The organism is Spongiibacter tropicus DSM 19543 (assembly GCF_000420325.1).
Taxonomy (GTDB): domain Bacteria; phylum Pseudomonadota; class Gammaproteobacteria; order Pseudomonadales; family Spongiibacteraceae; genus Spongiibacter; species Spongiibacter tropicus.
The window spans coordinates 1,225,591-1,240,797 of record NZ_ATUS01000001.1 but is presented as its reverse complement, the minus strand read 5'-3'; the positions used below and the strand labels follow the sequence as shown (position 1 = coordinate 1,240,797).

Annotated in this window: 11 protein-coding genes; 6 read left to right on the top strand and 5 right to left on the bottom strand. The window is 58.0% G+C overall.

All coding sequences use genetic code 11. The features are described 5' to 3' along the window. Positions 1-75 precede the first annotated feature (75 nt). The 3 genes from G411_RS0105870 to G411_RS0105860 are packed head-to-tail and all read left to right on the top strand — an operon-like array spanning position 76 to position 4,755. Positions 76-1,860, top strand: coding sequence for an FAD-dependent oxidoreductase (locus G411_RS0105870; RefSeq protein WP_022958246.1), 1,785 nt, complete (start codon positions 76-78; stop codon positions 1,858-1,860). Between the two features lies 1 nt (position 1,861). After that, a complete protein-coding gene (locus G411_RS0105865) occupies positions 1,862-3,703 on the top strand; it encodes a 2-oxoacid:acceptor oxidoreductase subunit alpha (protein WP_028968191.1) in 1,842 nt (613 codons plus the stop codon). Continuing rightward, the gene (locus G411_RS0105860) at positions 3,703-4,755 is read left to right on the top strand and encodes a 2-oxoacid:ferredoxin oxidoreductase subunit beta (protein ID WP_022958244.1); all 1,053 of its coding nucleotides are present in this window, start codon (positions 3,703-3,705) and stop codon (positions 4,753-4,755) included. The genes G411_RS0105865 and G411_RS0105860 overlap by 1 nt, the downstream gene beginning before the upstream one ends. 50 nt (positions 4,756-4,805) lie before the next feature. Here the strand turns inward: G411_RS0105860 and G411_RS0105855 are convergent, their stop codons facing one another. Together G411_RS0105855 and G411_RS0105850 are read right to left on the bottom strand one after the other, a co-directional pair. After that, positions 4,806-7,355 (bottom strand): TonB-dependent receptor, encoded by a 2,550-nt coding sequence (locus tag G411_RS0105855; RefSeq protein WP_022958243.1) that lies wholly within the window; start codon positions 7,353-7,355, stop codon positions 4,806-4,808. Positions 7,356-7,416: 61 nt separating this feature from the next. Further along, positions 7,417-8,583 carry an alkane 1-monooxygenase gene (locus G411_RS0105850; protein ID WP_022958242.1) on the bottom strand — a complete coding sequence of 389 codons (1,167 nt, stop codon included), beginning with the start codon at positions 8,581-8,583 and terminating at the stop codon, positions 7,417-7,419. A gap of 208 nt (positions 8,584-8,791) precedes the next feature. Between G411_RS0105850 and G411_RS19550 the strand changes: the two genes are divergently transcribed. Further along, the gene (locus G411_RS19550) at positions 8,792-9,394 is read left to right on the top strand and encodes a TetR family transcriptional regulator (protein WP_022958241.1); all 603 of its coding nucleotides are present in this window, start codon (positions 8,792-8,794) and stop codon (positions 9,392-9,394) included. Between the two features lie 64 nt (positions 9,395-9,458). Here G411_RS19550 and G411_RS0105840 read toward each other — a convergent pair whose 3' ends face one another. The 3 genes from G411_RS0105840 to G411_RS19545 all read right to left on the bottom strand — a co-directional run bounded on the left by G411_RS0105840 (position 9,459) and on the right by G411_RS19545 (position 12,872). Beyond that, complete coding sequence (locus G411_RS0105840; RefSeq protein WP_022958240.1) at positions 9,459-10,955, bottom strand: CoA-acylating methylmalonate-semialdehyde dehydrogenase; 1,497 nt, start codon at positions 10,953-10,955, stop codon at positions 9,459-9,461. Positions 10,956-10,993: 38 nt separating this feature from the next. Next, a complete protein-coding gene (locus tag G411_RS0105835) occupies positions 10,994-11,917 on the bottom strand; it encodes an alpha/beta fold hydrolase (RefSeq protein WP_022958239.1) in 924 nt (307 codons plus the stop codon). Between the two features lie 76 nt (positions 11,918-11,993). Further along, positions 11,994-12,872: an SDR family NAD(P)-dependent oxidoreductase gene (locus tag G411_RS19545; RefSeq protein WP_022958238.1), complete on the bottom strand. Its 879-nt coding sequence runs from the start codon at positions 12,870-12,872 to the stop codon at positions 11,994-11,996. Positions 12,873-13,056: 184 nt separating this feature from the next. Between G411_RS19545 and G411_RS0105825 the strand changes: the two genes are divergently transcribed. Then, complete coding sequence (locus G411_RS0105825; protein ID WP_022958237.1) at positions 13,057-13,494, top strand: hypothetical protein; 438 nt, start codon at positions 13,057-13,059, stop codon at positions 13,492-13,494. Between the two features lie 137 nt (positions 13,495-13,631). Continuing rightward, positions 13,632-15,125, top strand: coding sequence for a PQQ-dependent sugar dehydrogenase (locus G411_RS0105820; RefSeq protein WP_022958236.1), 1,494 nt, complete (start codon positions 13,632-13,634; stop codon positions 15,123-15,125). Positions 15,126-15,207: the final 82 nt, after the last annotated feature.

Below are 15,207 nucleotides of genomic sequence, written 5' to 3'. Positions count from 1 at the left end.
TAATTTGCGCAGACATTTTGTCTGCTCACTGACCTGCCATAACAATAATTGGCGCAGCATAAGAGAGGGGACGCATTGAAGCCGACCGACGTCAAGAACCCGGAATACTTCCACAAGGTTGTAGATTGCCAATATGCCTGTCCGGCTCACACGCCGGTACCGGAATACATTCGCCTCATTGCCGCACAGCGTTATACCGATGCCTATATGATCAACTGGGAATCCAATGTTTTCCCGGGGGTGTTGGGGCGTACCTGTGACCGGCCCTGCGAGCCGGCGTGTCGCCGGGGGCGGGTAGAGGAAGAGCCCGTTGCGATCTGCCGACTCAAGCGTGTAGCGGCAGATATGAAAGACGATATTTCGTCGCGGCTGCCGGATATTCCCAAGAAGAAAAATGGCAAACGCATTGCGCTGGTAGGCGGCGGCCCCGCCTCGCTGACGGTCGCGCGAGACTTGATGCCGCTGGGATACAGCATTGATCTCTACGATGAGCAACCTGCGGGCGGCGGTTTTATGCGCAGCCAGATTCCCGCGTTCCGCTTGCCGGAAAGTGTGTTGAACGAGGAAGTCGGCTTTATTTTGAATATGGGTGTAGTGACGCACTTCAATCACTATGTCGACAGCCTGAAAGCCCTGCTGGAAAAAGACTACGACGCGGTGTTTGTCGGCAGTGGTGCTCCGCAGGGGCGCGACCTGGATATCGCCGGTCGCGAGGCGGCGGACAGCAATATTCATATCGGTATTAACTGGCTGGCGAATGTGGCCTTCGGTCATATCGAGAAAGTGGGTAAGCGGGTGCTGGTACTCGGCGGTGGTAACACCGCGATGGATTGCTGTCGCACCGCACGTCGCCTGGGTGGCGAGGATGTGCGAGTAGTTGTACGCAGTCCCTTTGAAGAAATGAAAGCCTCACCCTGGGAGAAAGAAGATGCCCAGCACGAGGGCATCCCCATTTACGATAACCATGTGCCCAAGGCGTTCCTTATTGAGAATAGCCGCCTGGTGGGTATGCGTTTTGAAAAGGTGAAGGCGGTTTACGACAGCGGTCGCCGCGAGCTGATTCCCACGGGCGAGCCGCCGGTCGATATGGCCTGCGACGACGTATTGATTGCCATCGGCCAGGAAAATGCTTTCCCGTGGATTGAGCGGGATATCGGCATTGAATTCGGCAAGTGGGAGTTGCCGGAGGTCGATGCTGTGACCTTCCAGTCCACCAATCCCAAGGTGTTCTTCGGTGGTGATGCGGCCTTTGGGCCGGAAAATGTCATCACTGCGGTGGCCCATGGTCATCAAGCCGCGATTTCCATTGACCTGTTCTGCAACGGCGAATCGCTCACCGACCGGCCACTACCGGGGGTGAGTCTGGTCAGTCAGAAAATGGGGATTCACGAATGGAGCTACGACAGCGGCATTGAAACCGATACACGCTATGTGGTGCCGCAGGCAGAGCTGGATAAAACCCTCAGTGATCGCCGACTGGAAGTCGAACTTGGCTTCGATGCCACCACCGCCTTTAACGAAGCGCAGCGCTGCCTGAACTGCGATGTGCAGACGGTGTTCAGCGAAAAGCTGTGTATAGAGTGCGATGCCTGTATCGATATCTGCCCGACGGACTGCCTCACGTTTGCGGTGAATGACGAGGAAGATCCCGAGGATGCCCTGCGTCAGGTGCTGAAAATGCCGGCCAATAATAACGAGCAGAGTCTGTATGTATCAGACGATCTGCGCACAGGTCGGGCCATGATCAAAGACGAAAACGTCTGCCTGCACTGCGGGCTTTGCGCGGAGCGCTGTCCAACCGCTGCCTGGGATATGCAGAAGTTCTATTACAGTGTGACCAAGGCGGGGCAGGGTGTCTGAGATGAAGCGTATAGAAGCGGTTAACGATTTCGTTATCAAGTTTGCCAACGTCAACGGCACCGGCTCGGCCAGTGCCAACAATATGTTTGCCAAGGCGCTGTTTCGTATGGGGCTGCCGGTCAGCCCCAAAAATATCTTTCCCTCGAATATTCAGGGCCTGCCCACCTGGTACGAAGTGCGGGTGAATGAGAAGGGTTTTCTCGGGCGACGCGGCGGCGTGGATATGATGGTCTGTGTGAACCCGCAGAGCATGGCCAAGGATATTCAGGAACTGGAACCGGGCGGTTACTTTCTTTACGACTCCAGTAAACCGCTCGACCTGCGCCTGATGCGCAGCGACGTGCAGTTTATCGGTATTCCCCTGCGTGACCTCTGCCAGCGGGAATTCAGCGATCCGCGCCAGCAGCAACTGTTTCGCAATGTGATCTATGTGGGTGCCCTGTCAGCGCTGCTTGATATCGAGTTTGACGTGCTTACCACGCTGGTTTCAGATCAGTTTCGAGGCAAGGAAAAACTGATTACGCCAAACGTGCGCGCGCTGGAATTGGGCTATCACTACGCCCGGGACAATTTTGAATGCCCGCTGGGGATTCGCGTTGAACGCCGCGATGCCGTCGGTGATCAGATTCTGCTGGACGGCAATACCGCCGTGGCACTGGGTGCGATTTACGGTGGCGCCAGCGTTGCGGCCTGGTATCCGATTACCCCATCCACCTCGGTAGTCGATGCCTTCGACAAGTACTGTCGCCGACTGCGTATCGACCCCGCCAGCGGCAATAAACACTACGCCATTGTGCAGGCCGAAGATGAGCTGGCGGCCATTGGAATGGTGATCGGTGCGAGCTGGAATGGCGCCCGTTCGTTTACGGCGACCAGCGGCCCCGGCATTTCCTTGATGAGCGAATTCCTCGGATTGGCCTACTTTGCCGAGATTCCCTGCGTGCTGGTGAATGTGCAGCGGGCGGGGCCGTCAACAGGTATGCCCACGCGCACCCAACAGTCTGACATTATGGCCTGCGCCTACGCGTCGCACGGCGATACCAAGCACGTATTGCTGTTCCCCTCGACGCCCGCCGAATGCTTCGATATGGGCGCTGAGGCCTTCGACCTTGCCGAGCAGCTCCAGACGCCAGTGATCATCATGAATGATCTCGATCTGGGCATGAACGACAGCATGTCGCCACCGCTGAAGTGGGACGACTCGCGTGAGTACCAGCGCGGCAAGGTTTACACCAGCGAGCAGCTGGAAGCGATGAGTGAGCGCTTTGGTCGCTACCTGGACAGCGATGGTGACGGCATTCCCTATCGCACCTATCCTGGCACGCACCCGGAGAAAGGCGCTTTCTTTACCCGTGGCACGTCGCGGGATGAATACGCGGTGTACACCGAAGACAGTGCAGCCTATGAATACAATATGCAGCGCCTGCTGAAAAAGTGGGATACGGCCAAGACCTATGTGCCTGACGCCGAAGTGATTGGGCAGGGCAGCAAAGTCGGGGTGATTTATTTCGGCACCAGCCGCGATGCCACACTCGAAGCGGTCGCTGCCCTGAGCGACAGCGGCATTACCGTCGACAGTCTCCGTCTGCGTGCCTTCCCTTTCGATGCCTCCGTCGACAAGTTCATTGCCGAGCACGACACGCTGTTTCTGGTAGAGCAGAACCGCGATGCACAGATGCGTACGCTGTTGGTCAATGAGCTGCTGATCTCGCCGCGAAGCCTCATTCCGATTCTCAACTATGGCGGGATGCCGATTACTGCCCGCCAGATCGAGAAAGAAATTCGCCAACAGCTCGACGAAAATAAAGTCCAACCGCTGCGTGCGGCTAAGGAGAATGGCTGATGAGTTACCTGCGTCCCGCGTTTCGTCATCCCGAACAACCGACTAATGAACTGGGTTATACCCGCCGCGATTACGAAGGCGCCATTTCCACGCTTTGCGCTGGCTGCGGTCATGACTCCATCAGTGCCGCGATTGTGCAGGCCTGCTTTGAACTGTCGATTCCGCCGCACCGTGTTGCCAAGCTGTCCGGTATCGGTTGCAGTTCGAAAACCCCGACCTATTTTCTCGGTAAATCCCACGGTTTTAACTCGGTTCACGGACGTATGCCGTCGGTAGCGACCGGTGCCAATTTGGCGAACCGGGACCTGATTTACGTGGGCGTGTCCGGCGATGGGGACAGCGCGTCTATCGGCATGGGGCAGTTCACCCATGCGGTACGTCGCAATGTGAACATGCTGTATGTTGTCGAGAACAATGGCTGCTACGGACTCACCAAAGGGCAGGACTCCGCCACGGCGGATGTCGGCTCCATCAGCAAAAAAGGCGAGCCCAATCCCTTTGAAGCCATCGACCTGGTCAGTATTGCCCTGCAACTGGGGGCGACCTTTGTGGCGCGCAGCTTCTCCGGTGACCGCGCGCAACTGGTACCGCTGATCAAAGCGGCGATCAGCCACAATGGCTTTGCGTTTATCGATGTGGTTTCGCCCTGCGTCACCTTCAATAACAACCCCGGTTCCACCAAAGGGTACGAGTACGTGCGCGATCATCTGGCCGCGACCGGCACCGTGGATTATGTGCCATTCAAGCAGGAAATTACGGCGGACTACGCCGAGGGTGAAAGCAAGGCCGTGACCCTGCACGACGGTTCGGTGGTTGAGCTACGCAAGGCGGATCCCGAGCTGGATCTGCACAGCCGCCGTTCAGCCCTCAAGCTGATCAAGGACTATCGCGCCAAGGATCAGATGCTGACCGGTCTGTTGTATATGGATGAAGATTCTCAGGATCTGCACGAGATTATCGGCAGCAGTAAAACGCCGCTGCGAGATCTTGGTGAGTCGGAGTTGTGTCCGGGGCAGAAAGTGCTCGACCGTCTGAACGACAGCCTGCGATAAAAAAAGGCGTCGGCAGCGCAAACTGCCGACGCAAGGGCATCATCCATCCTTTACCAGCGGTAAGACGCCTGCAATGCCAATGTGCGTGGCGGATTGGTGAAGCCGTGATGGGTGGTGGTGCCCGCAATCACCTTCTTGGCGACCGGGGTATCGACGGCATACAGCAGCACCTGTTCGTCGCTCAGGTTCTTACCCAAGAGCGCCACTTCCCAGGTGCCATCGCTGGAGGCCAGCGCCAGTCGGCCGTTGTACTGCACAAAGGCGTCCTGCTTGACCCGATCGTCGAGGTTGGGAGAGGGGTGATACTCGTCGGTGAAGATGGCATCGAGGTTCGCTCGCAGAATCAAGGCACTGCCCAGTGCCCGCTCATAAGCCAGCAGCAGGTTCCCGGAATAGTCGGCAGCGTACTGATTGGTCTTGCCCGAGTAGTCACAGTTAATACCATTGGGATGGTCCGGTAACTGGTCCTGGATACAAGTACCCAGTTTGTGGTCCAGAAACTCAAAGTCCAGCAAGGCCAGGCCGCCCGCCAGCATCAGGTGCTCGCTGAGAGCGATACGACCGTCAAACTCAACCCCCTGGGTGACGGCGCTGGCTGCGTTGCCGACATTGAAGCCCAGTGTGCCATCGAAAACACTGACCTGCAGATCGTCAAAGCGCGTGTAAAACACGGCCGTATTCAGCTCGGCGACGCCGTCAAATAAGGTGGTTTTCAATCCCAGCTCGTAAGACGTGGCGCGTTCTTCCTCGTATTCAAAGCTGCCGATCAGGACTTGCTGATTCGCGACAACGGCGTTGGGATTGCGCGCGGTGGGTTCGGCGCTGGGTGAGGAATTGGAGCGCGCATCGTAGCCGCCGGATTTAAAGCCGCGCCGGGCGGAAAAGTAGCCCATCATCGCGTCGTTGATGTCCCACTGTAGATTGAGCAGCGGGGCAAACTGCGATTCAGTCCGTTTGCCTTTCAGGTCGTGGCGCTCGGCGGCGAAAGTGACTGCCGCCGCGGTATCGGTCTCGCCAATCGGCAGAATCGAGCCATCGGGTAAGCCGAACTCGAGTTTGCGGCTGCCGCTCTTTTTCTCATAGGTGTAACGACCGCCGAGGGTTAATCGCCAACTGGGGTTGATGATCCAGGTGCCCTGCATAAAGGCCGAGCCGATCAGTGAATCGCTTTTGAAATCGCGGGGCGAGCGAATATCCAGCAGGGAGTTACCCGCATCGCCAATGCCCAGTACTTCGAAGGCTGAACTCGCGCCAGCCAGCGGGTCGATATCGCCGCGTGCGCCTCCTTCGAGAATGTCGGCCGCGTTGATCAACTGTGGAATCAGCGTGGACGGCAGGACGATGGAGTCGAAGAAATACACGTCGTTGTACTGGAAATAGGCGCCGGCAATCAGATCGAAGCGCTCTCCGGGTGCTGACACCCAGCGAAATTCCTGACTGAACTGCTCGTACTCTTCTTCCATGACCACTTGAAACAGCGGCGAGCCGGTAAAGTCACAGTCGCATTCTTCGTCGTACTGATAGGCCATATAGGCGCTGATCGAGGTGAAGGTATGCCCGTCGACATACCAGTCCATTTTCAAGGTGAGGTTCTGGGTGTCGTTGTAACTGTAGTCGCCGTTTGCATGGCGACGGCGATCGGCTTTGGTATCCAGTACCGAATCATCGGCCTGCATATTCAAAATAGAACCATTGCCCTGCAGTTGCAGAATATCGCGCAGAGCCGGTGGCAGCAGCGACACGACACCCCCTACGGCGCCGAGATCAGGGAAGACCGTATTGTTGAGAATGTCGCCGTAGGTGCGACCCGTGAACAGGAAAATATCGGAGTCCGAGGGATTGTCGCTGATGATTTCCGACTGGCGGCCGACCACATCAAAGCTGCCGATCTCCAGCTTGAGCATGGCGGTGAAATCGTCGCCGGGGTCCCAACCCAGTTTCAGCCGGTAGGTCGCCTCGTCGCGCTCTGCTTCGTCCCGGTTTAGTACCTGGTTTTCGACAAACCCGTCGATCTGCCGCTGGCGCATGGCAAAGCGCAGACTGAATTCGTCGGTGAGGGGGCCGGATGCGACAAAGTCGATGACGCGCTCATTGAACTCCGGTTCATAGCTGCCCTGAACAAAGAGTTCCCTGTCCTGACTGGGCGAGGCGGTGCCGATATTGATAGCCCCGGCGATACTGTTTTTCCCCAACAGAATATTCTGTGGTCCGCGCAGTACCTCCACCCGCTCAAGGTCCAAAAAGGGGGCCCGAGCGAGCTGCGCGCGGCCGTAGTAAACGCCGTCCACATACATGCCCACCGATTGCTCGAAGCCCTGGTTTTCACCGGAGCCGATACCGCGAATATAAATATCGGTGCCGATGCTGGATTCGGTCATGGTGAAGTTGGGAACATAGGCCTGAAGATCCTCGATCTTGGCGAGCCCGGCTTCCATCATTTTTTCACCGCTGATTGCGCTGACCGAGACCGGCACATCCTGAAGACTCTGTTCGCGCAGTTGTGCGGTCACGATTACTTCTTCCAGTTGAGCGGCGATCAGCAGTGGGCTGTGGGCGATGCCGAGGGACAATACGCCCCAAAGGCTGGTTCTTTTTATCATTATTGTTTCTCCATTTTTACCGGCGCGCAGGTCAACGACCCGCGCTACGGCGTGGGCGATGCTATGCAGCGGCGTGGCTGGCGTGTTGCTTGAATTTCGCCTTCAGCTTCTCCGCCTTCCCCGGCAGCACATTGGCAAGACTCAGGTCGCCGTGGTGGTGGGCGAACACTCTGGGGTCCATCACTCGGAACCAAAGTGGCGGTACATAGGCGAGCATCATCATCGACGCATAGCCGGAGGGAAGTTGCGGGCTGTCGGCAAAGTGCCGGAGCGCCTGAAAAGAACGGTTCGGGTGAGCGTGGTGATCCGAATGGCGCTGCAGTTGGTACAGCAGCAAGTTGGTTACCGTGTGATTGCTGTTCCAGGAGTGGCGCGGAAGGCAGCGCTCGTAGCGGCCATCCTCGCCGCGCTGACGAAGCAGACCGTAATGCTCAACATAGTTGATGACCTCCAGCAGAGAGGCCCCGAGCGCCGCTTGCACGGCGAGGAAAACCAGTGCGGGCCAGCCCAGCCAAACGGTGCAGGCGCCGAACAGAATGGCGGTCAGTGCCCAGGCCTGCAACACCTCGTTGCGCCAGTGCCAGAACCCAAGCCCCTTGCGTGCCAGACGTTGGCGTTCTATGGCGCAGGCTGAGCGAAGGCTGCCAATAACGGTGCGCGGCAGGAAGCGCCAGAAGCTCTCGCCCATCTTTGAACTGGCCGGGTCTTCCGGTGTGGCGACATTGCGGTGGTGGCCAAAGTTGTGCTCAACGTAGAAATGCCCATAGGCCACCGGCGCCAGCGCGACTTTGGCCAGAAACTGACTCAGTGGATCGCGCTTATGCCCGAGTTCATGCCCGGTGTTAATACCAATGCCATTCACATAGGCGCAGCTCAGCAGGGCGCCGGCAATGCCCCAGGCTCCCAGTTCGGTGCAGGCAAACCAGACAGCGATCAGGGTGCCGGCATACTGCAGGGGGATATAGGCGTAGACGATGTAGCGGTAATAGGCATCGGCTTCCAATTGTGGCACCGCCGACTCCGGAGGGTTGGAGCGATCCGTGCCAACGAGCAGGTCCATCAGCGGAATAATCAGGTACACCATCAGCGGGGCAAACCACCACCCCCAGATCTGTCCGCTGACCACGTAAATCGCGGCACCGATGATCGGAAAAAGCGGGACCAGCAGCCCCAGCGCCCAGAGATAGCGCTTCGCGTCGCGCCAGTGTGTGTCGTTTGCAGTGTTCATCGCGGTTATCGACTCTTATTAAGTTAACGAGTGTTAAAATAATGCTAGATGCTAACTTAACAGTTGTCAATATATTGGCCGGATTCAAGCAGGGACTCACTTGGCAGACTTTTTGCCTTTTTAATCAACGGCTTGTCTTGATATAAGGGGGGTGTCAAACTGTGAGCCTGTTAACAACTGTAAAAATAACCTTCTGACTGAGGCGACGATGACGGAAAACAAGCCGAAGCAGAGCCGCAAAGGCAACCGGGAAAAGCTGATGAACGCGGCGCTCGGTTTGTTGGCGGAGGATCAGAGTGGCCTGTCGGGCATCAGCCTGCGGCGAATCACCAAAGCCTGTGGTCTCAGCCCGCCAGCGTTCTACAGCCACTTCGCGTCGGTGGAAGACTTGGGCATGGCGCTGGTCAATGAAGTGGGGACGGCCCTGCGTGAACTGCTGAGGGGGGTGCGAGATGCCGATTCCGAAGAAGCAGTGATCGCCGAGTCGGTACAGGCCGCCTTTGGTTATATTCGCGGTAACGAGCCGCTGTTCATTCTGATTGCGCGCGAGCGGGCAGGAAGTTCGGCCATGCTGCGTGGTGCCATTCGGGGAGAAGTGCGGGAAATTGTCGAAGACATGGCCACGGACTTTCACGAGCGGGGGCTGTTTGAGCGCTTCGATCTTGAGCGCAAGCGCGCGGCTGTCGCGGCGATCGTGTCACTGGGCCTGAGCCTGATTCCCGATATTCTCGATCTCTCCAGAGAGTCTCCGGAAACGGGGGACGCCTTGATCGCCGAGTTTGAAAATCAGGTTAAGCTGATTCTTTTCTAAAGGGATTAGGGCGCCAAGTGTCGGCGCCCGAAGCCATCACTTCAAAACGATCACTTCAAATCTATCACTTCAAGGCAATGGTCATATTGGGGGCGTGGGAGCTGGCGTTGTCTTCCGGCCAGCGCGCGGTGACCGTTTTCGTCTCGGTATAAAAACGCACCGCCTGTTTTCCATAGGCATGAAGGTCGCCCATGAAGGATTTCTTCCAGCCGGTAAAGGAGAAGAACGGCAGCGGTACCGGAATGGGAATATTAATGCCCACCTGGCCGACATCCACTTCGCTCTGATAGCGCCGGGCTGCCGCACCGGAGGCCGTAAAGATGGAGGTGCCGTTGCCATAGGGGCTGCTGTTAACCAGTGCCAGCGCTTCATCCAGATTGGCGACCTGCATACAGCACAGGACCGGCCCAAAAATTTCCTCCCGGTAAATGCGCATGTCGGTGCTCACATTACTGAACAGCGTTGGGCCGAGCCAGTTACCGTCCGGGTAACCGCTAACCTCGCAATCTCTGCCGTCCAGCAGCAGTGTTGCACCGTCTTCCACTCCACTGGCAATCAGTGCTTCTACCCGCTGTTTGGCATTGCGACTGATCAGTGGTCCATAACCGGCCTCGGGGTCGTCCCAGTGGCCGGGGCGAACACTGGCCAGTTTGTCGCGCAGTTCGTCCACCCAGTTAATCGCCTCGCCCACAAACACCGCCACGCTGATCGCCATGCAACGCTGTCCGGCGGCGCCCACCGCCGCGCCCAACAGATTATTGATAACGACGTCTTTGTTGGCGTCGGGCATGATGACCATATGGTTTTTGGCGCCCGCCATACACTGCACGCGCTTGAGTGCGTGACTGGCACTGCGGTAAATATGTTCACCCACGGGCACCGAGCCGACAAATGAGATGGCGCGGGTATCGGGGTGGTTGATCAGCGCATCGACCGTGTCTTTGCCGCCGTGAACCAGTTGCAGCACTCCCGGCGGGCAGCCGGCCTGTTCAAACAGTTCGACCAGCCGCATGGCCGTTAAGGGCACCTGCTCTGAGGGTTTGAGGACAAAGGTGTTGCCGCAGGCAATGGCCAGCGGGAACATCCACAGCGGAATCATCGCCGGAAAATTGAACGGTGTGATGCCGACGCACACGCCCAGTGGCTGGGTGATGCTATAGCTGTCGACATCCCGCGCAACATTTTCCACGGTCTCGCCCATCAGCAGCGACGGGACATTGCAGGCTTGCTCCACCACTTCAATGCCGCGCCAGACGTCGCCTTTGGCGTCTTCAAAGGTTTTACCGTTGTCTTCAGCAAGAATACGCGCCAGCTCGTCGTGGTGCTCTTTGAGCAACTGCTGATAGCGGAGCATCACTCTGGCGCGCTCTGGCACCGGGACCTTGCGCCACTGGGTAAATGCCTCGGCGGCACCGGCGACGGCGCGCTCAATTTCATCGTCACTGGCCATCGGTACACGAGCCAGCAGTTCCTGCGTCGCGGGGTCGTGAATCTCAAGATGCTGTGGTGAGTTGCTCTGGATGAATTCACCGTTGATGTAGTGGGGGAGAATGTCGTTCATGCTGAACCTCTCAAAGGGGATTATTTAGTGTAGCAAGTTCAAATTGGCACTGGCGTAAGACTGTCCAGCCAGTGTTTGCAGTGTTCGGCCACACCGTCGCCGTCTTCCTGCAGCAGCATGTGGCCGCGCCCGGCGACGGTCATGCAGTCAACGACGTCGGGCAAGCGCTGGCTGTGGTAGCGGAATACGGCCTCGGGATGCAAAAAGGAGTGTTCGGCGCGCAGCAACAGTGTGGGGCACTGAATACGCTTCAGTGCTTGCCACGGTGAGTGCGTCCGGCTGAAGTTTTGCGCTTCCCAGTCCGGGTGATAGCGCATGGCGAGCTGGCCGTCGTCCTGTTCAATCAGGGCGGCCTCCGCGTAGTCGGCAAAGGCCTCATCGCTGAACGGGCGGAACACCGGCTTGTTGCGGTGATAATCAATAAATGCCTGCCGACTGGGCCAGTGCGTGGGGCGTTTACGGGTGCGCTTGACCAGCGACAGATGTCGGGTGAAGTGCGGCGCGACCAATCTGTGGGCGCGGTACAGATAGCGGCCCGGCAGCGTAGCGGGATCGCAGAGAATCAGGGCGCGAAACAAGTCCGGTCGTCGGGCGGCGGCCAGCGTGGTAACGGTGGCGCCGATGGAATGACCGATGCCGATCACCGGACCCTGGCCGTGTTGATCGAGAAAGGCGATCAGGTCGTCGGCGTGCCCCCGCCAGTTAAAGTCGGGGGCAGGGGGGTGTTCGCCCCAGGCGCCACGATTCTCCAGTCCCAGTAGCGGGTATTCATCGGCAAAGTGCTTGAGGAAAAAACGGTAGCTGGCCACGGGGAAGCCGTTGGCCGGGGCGAAATGAATGGCGGGCTGCGTTGCGACGTGTTGTCGTACTTGGTTTCTCAGTGCTTGGTTCTGCAGCGCTTGGCCGCCTTGCAGCCATACGGCCTCGCCGCGCCCGAAATTGCCCTGTCTGTATTCCAGCATTGTTGCCTCATGCGTTCGACCAACGGCTACGCTAGCACGATCGGAGAGGCAATCAAGGCTGGAAAAGGACGCAATGTCAGCCGTGCAGACCGTGCTCGATGGGACACTGCCCACGGGCCAGCTTGCGGGCGCGCTCGACCAGGGTTTCCTCCATGGATTCGCGACCGATCATAATCACGAAGTCACCCTCGCGCAGGCCGTTAAGGGCAAATTGCGCCAGTTCATCCAGATCCTGTACCGGCAGCTCGATGCCAATATCTTTCATGCCGCTCATAAACTCGTCGAAGGTCATTTCTGCGCCGTCGGGGGCGGGTTTTTCACGAGCGAGCTCGGCAGGACGATTGCGTTTCGTTGTCCAGATGCCGGTGGGCAGAATACCGCCCGACGGGTAGAAAATGCAGGCCCGCAAGCGGGTGTCCTGGCCGACCAGTTGCGCGTTCAGGCACTCGGTCATAATCGAGACACCGGCTTTGCTGGACGCGTACACCGATTGATCCGCCAGTGGCGAAATGCCGCCGTCACCGGAGCTGGTATTCATCACGATGCCTTCTTCCCCGGAAGCCAGCATGCGGGGCACAAAGGCTTGAATACCGTGGGCAATGCCGCGCAGGTTTACACCCAGCACCCATTGCCAGTCATTGGGGGTGGTATCCCACACATTGTTGTTGGGCACGCTCACGCCAGCATTGTTGCAGAGCACATGACAGGCACCGAATTCCTCAAATACGGCGTCGGCCAGGGCATTGACCGAGTCGGGTTTGGAGACATCGGTAACGATGGCGCGCAAGGTACCGCCCTGTGCCGACAGCTCGCTGGCGGTGCGGTCGAGGGCGCCTTGCTCTACATCGGAAATAACCACCTTGGCGCCCTCCCCGAGGAAGGCGCGAGCCAGTGATTTGCCGATGCCGCTGGCACCGCCAGTAACGACTACAACCTTGTCTTTGAAGCTCTGCATGATTTCTCCCTGATCCTTATTGTTGTGAGTTGAGAAATTTACAATGGTGTATTTTTACACGCTAGTGTTGATATTTTGCAAGTGATTTCATGCGCCTCAAAAGATGGAAATATGTCGAAGTGCTTTCAGCCGCTGTTCAGATAAACGTCGCTACTCTGGACGCGTCCATCAGGAGGAATTAGCTATGAAAACCTCAACCTTATCTGTATTTCAGCATCGCAGTGCCATGGCGGCCGGGATGGTTCTGTTAATGGCTGCGGCACTTGTGGTGCCGCAGCAGGCGCGCGCTGATAGCGGCGAAGCCGCCCTGGCGGTGCTGCTGGGTGCCGCCATCGTGGTGGCCGCTCAAAACGACGATCACCGCGATCATCGCTACGATGCCCGCTACGACTACCGACGCGGTTACGAGCAGGGTTACCGCCAGCACAAACCCTACGGCCACCATCAATCGGCCTATAAGCACGGTTATCGCGATGGCCGTTTCGACAGCCGTTATGATCACAAGTGGCATCCTGGAAAAGGTCACGGCAAGCATCACTACAAAGACAAACATGGCTACAAAGGCAAACACGGTCGTGACGCCCAGCGTTGGAACAGCCGAGTGCCGGTGTACAGCCGCTGAAACGGAAAGGTCACTCCCATTGGCCGCGCAACATGCGCGGCTTTTTTGTATTGGCTCCCTGTCTTTCTCCCAATTCCCGCCAAGCTGCTAGAATCCAGCTCACTGATGGCAGTCGGCATATGCCGGTGGGGAGACGAATGAAACGCAAAGCGATGATGTTACTGGCGGGCCTGTTTACTCTGGCAGTGCTGACCCTGGCCGCCCCTTTTGCCGTGATGGAATTGGGATCTCCCGGCATGGCAACGGCGTCACGCGCGCTGGTGCACGCGGCAGTAGGGTATAGCAGGGGAACCCCCGAGAAAGGCTTGCTACCTTTGCGAGTGACGTCTGGGTATCGCGTAGAAGTGTATGCCGAGGGGCTGGGTAATCCGCGGTTTATGGCGGTTACGTCCGCTGGTGACCTGCTGGTCAGCCGTCCCCGCAGTGGCGAAGTATTACTGCTGGGGCGGGATGGGAATAACGATGGTCGTGCCGACAGTGAGCGCATTTTGCTGCGTGGCTTGAAGCGCCCGCAAGGGTTGGCACTTCGCGATGGCTGGCTTTATGTGGCGGAGTCAGACGGCATCGGCAAAATTGCCTTGGATGTGGAGCGCGGCGAGATCAAAGGGGATTACACACGCATCCTTGATGGTCTGGGTGACCGGGGCAACCACTGGAGTAAAACCATTGGCTTTGGTCCTGATGGCTGGTTGTACCTCAGTTCCGGCTCTACGTGTAACGTCTGCGAGGAAACCGACCCCCAGCGGGCGACAATGATGCGCTTGCAGGCTGATGGCAGTGAGTTGGAGATTGTGGCGACCGGGCTGCGAAACAGCGTTGGGTTTGACTGGGCGCCGTGGAACGACGCGCTCTACGCGACGGATAACGGCCGAGACCTGCTTGGCGATAACTTCCCCCCCTGTGAGCTGAACCGGATTGAAAAAGGCAGCTTTTACGGCTGGCCGTATTTCAATGCCACCACGCCCGATCCGGACTTCGGTCATCGTCTTCCGGAGAATATGCCCGCCAACCGCCCGCCCGTGCATGAATTCCGGGCGCACAACGCGCCGCTCGGTATCCGTTTTCTGCAACACCAGGACAATGACGAGAAAATGGCTCTGGTGGCCTTGCACGGCTCCTGGAATCGCAGCGAGCCCGACGGCTACAAAGTGGTCGCACTGCGCTGGCTGGATGATGGCGATATCGTCGAGGACGATTTCCTCGTTGGCTTTTTGCAGGGTAGCGATCTGCATGGTCGCCCGGTGGATGTTGTTGAAGCCGCTGATGGCCGAATTTTTGTGTCCGACGATTACGCCGGACGGATCTACCTGATTCGCTCAGGGCAGGGCGATGATCAACGCGCTGCGGTGGCAAGCCGCAAGCTGCCGTCGGCGGGAGAGGCCTTGGCGGCTTACTCGCCCGATCAGCGTCAGGCCTTGCTTGAACAGGGCGAGCAGTTGTATCAGAGCAAAGCCTGTGACAGTTGCCATGCGCTGCCCACTATCCGCCATCTGGAGAGCGTCAGTGCCCGCTATAACCTGGCGGAGCTGGCGGATTTCTTTTTGGCGCCCACGCCACCCATGCCCAGGTTTGAACTGGATGCAGGGCAGCGCGAAGCACTGGCGGTGTATTTGTACAGCCGGGCAAAGTAATCGCGAGAGTTCCTTATTGTTCGCGTAGTGTGCGTGTTTCTCCCGGACCTGAAGAGGGGGGAATAGGGTATACTTGGCAGAT

What these genes read in the sequence shown, in the direction of transcription:
- G411_RS19545 (WP_022958238.1), bottom strand. Translation starts at nt 12,872, where the DNA reads ATGCAGAGCTTCAAAGACAAGGTTGTAGTCGTTACTGGCGGTGCCAGC.
- G411_RS0105855 (WP_022958243.1), bottom strand. Translation starts at nt 7,355, where the DNA reads ATGATAAAAAGAACCAGCCTTTGGGGCGTATTGTCCCTCGGCATCGCC.
- G411_RS0105835 (WP_022958239.1), bottom strand. Translation starts at nt 11,917, where the DNA reads ATGCTGGAATACAGACAGGGCAATTTCGGGCGCGGCGAGGCCGTATGG.
- G411_RS0105860 (WP_022958244.1), top strand. Translation starts at nt 3,703, where the DNA reads ATGAGTTACCTGCGTCCCGCGTTTCGTCATCCCGAACAACCGACTAAT.
- G411_RS0105840 (WP_022958240.1), bottom strand. Translation starts at nt 10,955, where the DNA reads ATGAACGACATTCTCCCCCACTACATCAACGGTGAATTCATCCAGAGC.
- G411_RS0105825 (WP_022958237.1), top strand. Translation starts at nt 13,057, where the DNA reads ATGAAAACCTCAACCTTATCTGTATTTCAGCATCGCAGTGCCATGGCG.
- G411_RS19550 (WP_022958241.1), top strand. Translation starts at nt 8,792, where the DNA reads ATGACGGAAAACAAGCCGAAGCAGAGCCGCAAAGGCAACCGGGAAAAG.
- G411_RS0105820 (WP_022958236.1), top strand. Translation starts at nt 13,632, where the DNA reads ATGAAACGCAAAGCGATGATGTTACTGGCGGGCCTGTTTACTCTGGCA.
- G411_RS0105865 (WP_028968191.1), top strand. Translation starts at nt 1,862, where the DNA reads ATGAAGCGTATAGAAGCGGTTAACGATTTCGTTATCAAGTTTGCCAAC.
- G411_RS0105850 (WP_022958242.1), bottom strand. Translation starts at nt 8,583, where the DNA reads ATGAACACTGCAAACGACACACACTGGCGCGACGCGAAGCGCTATCTC.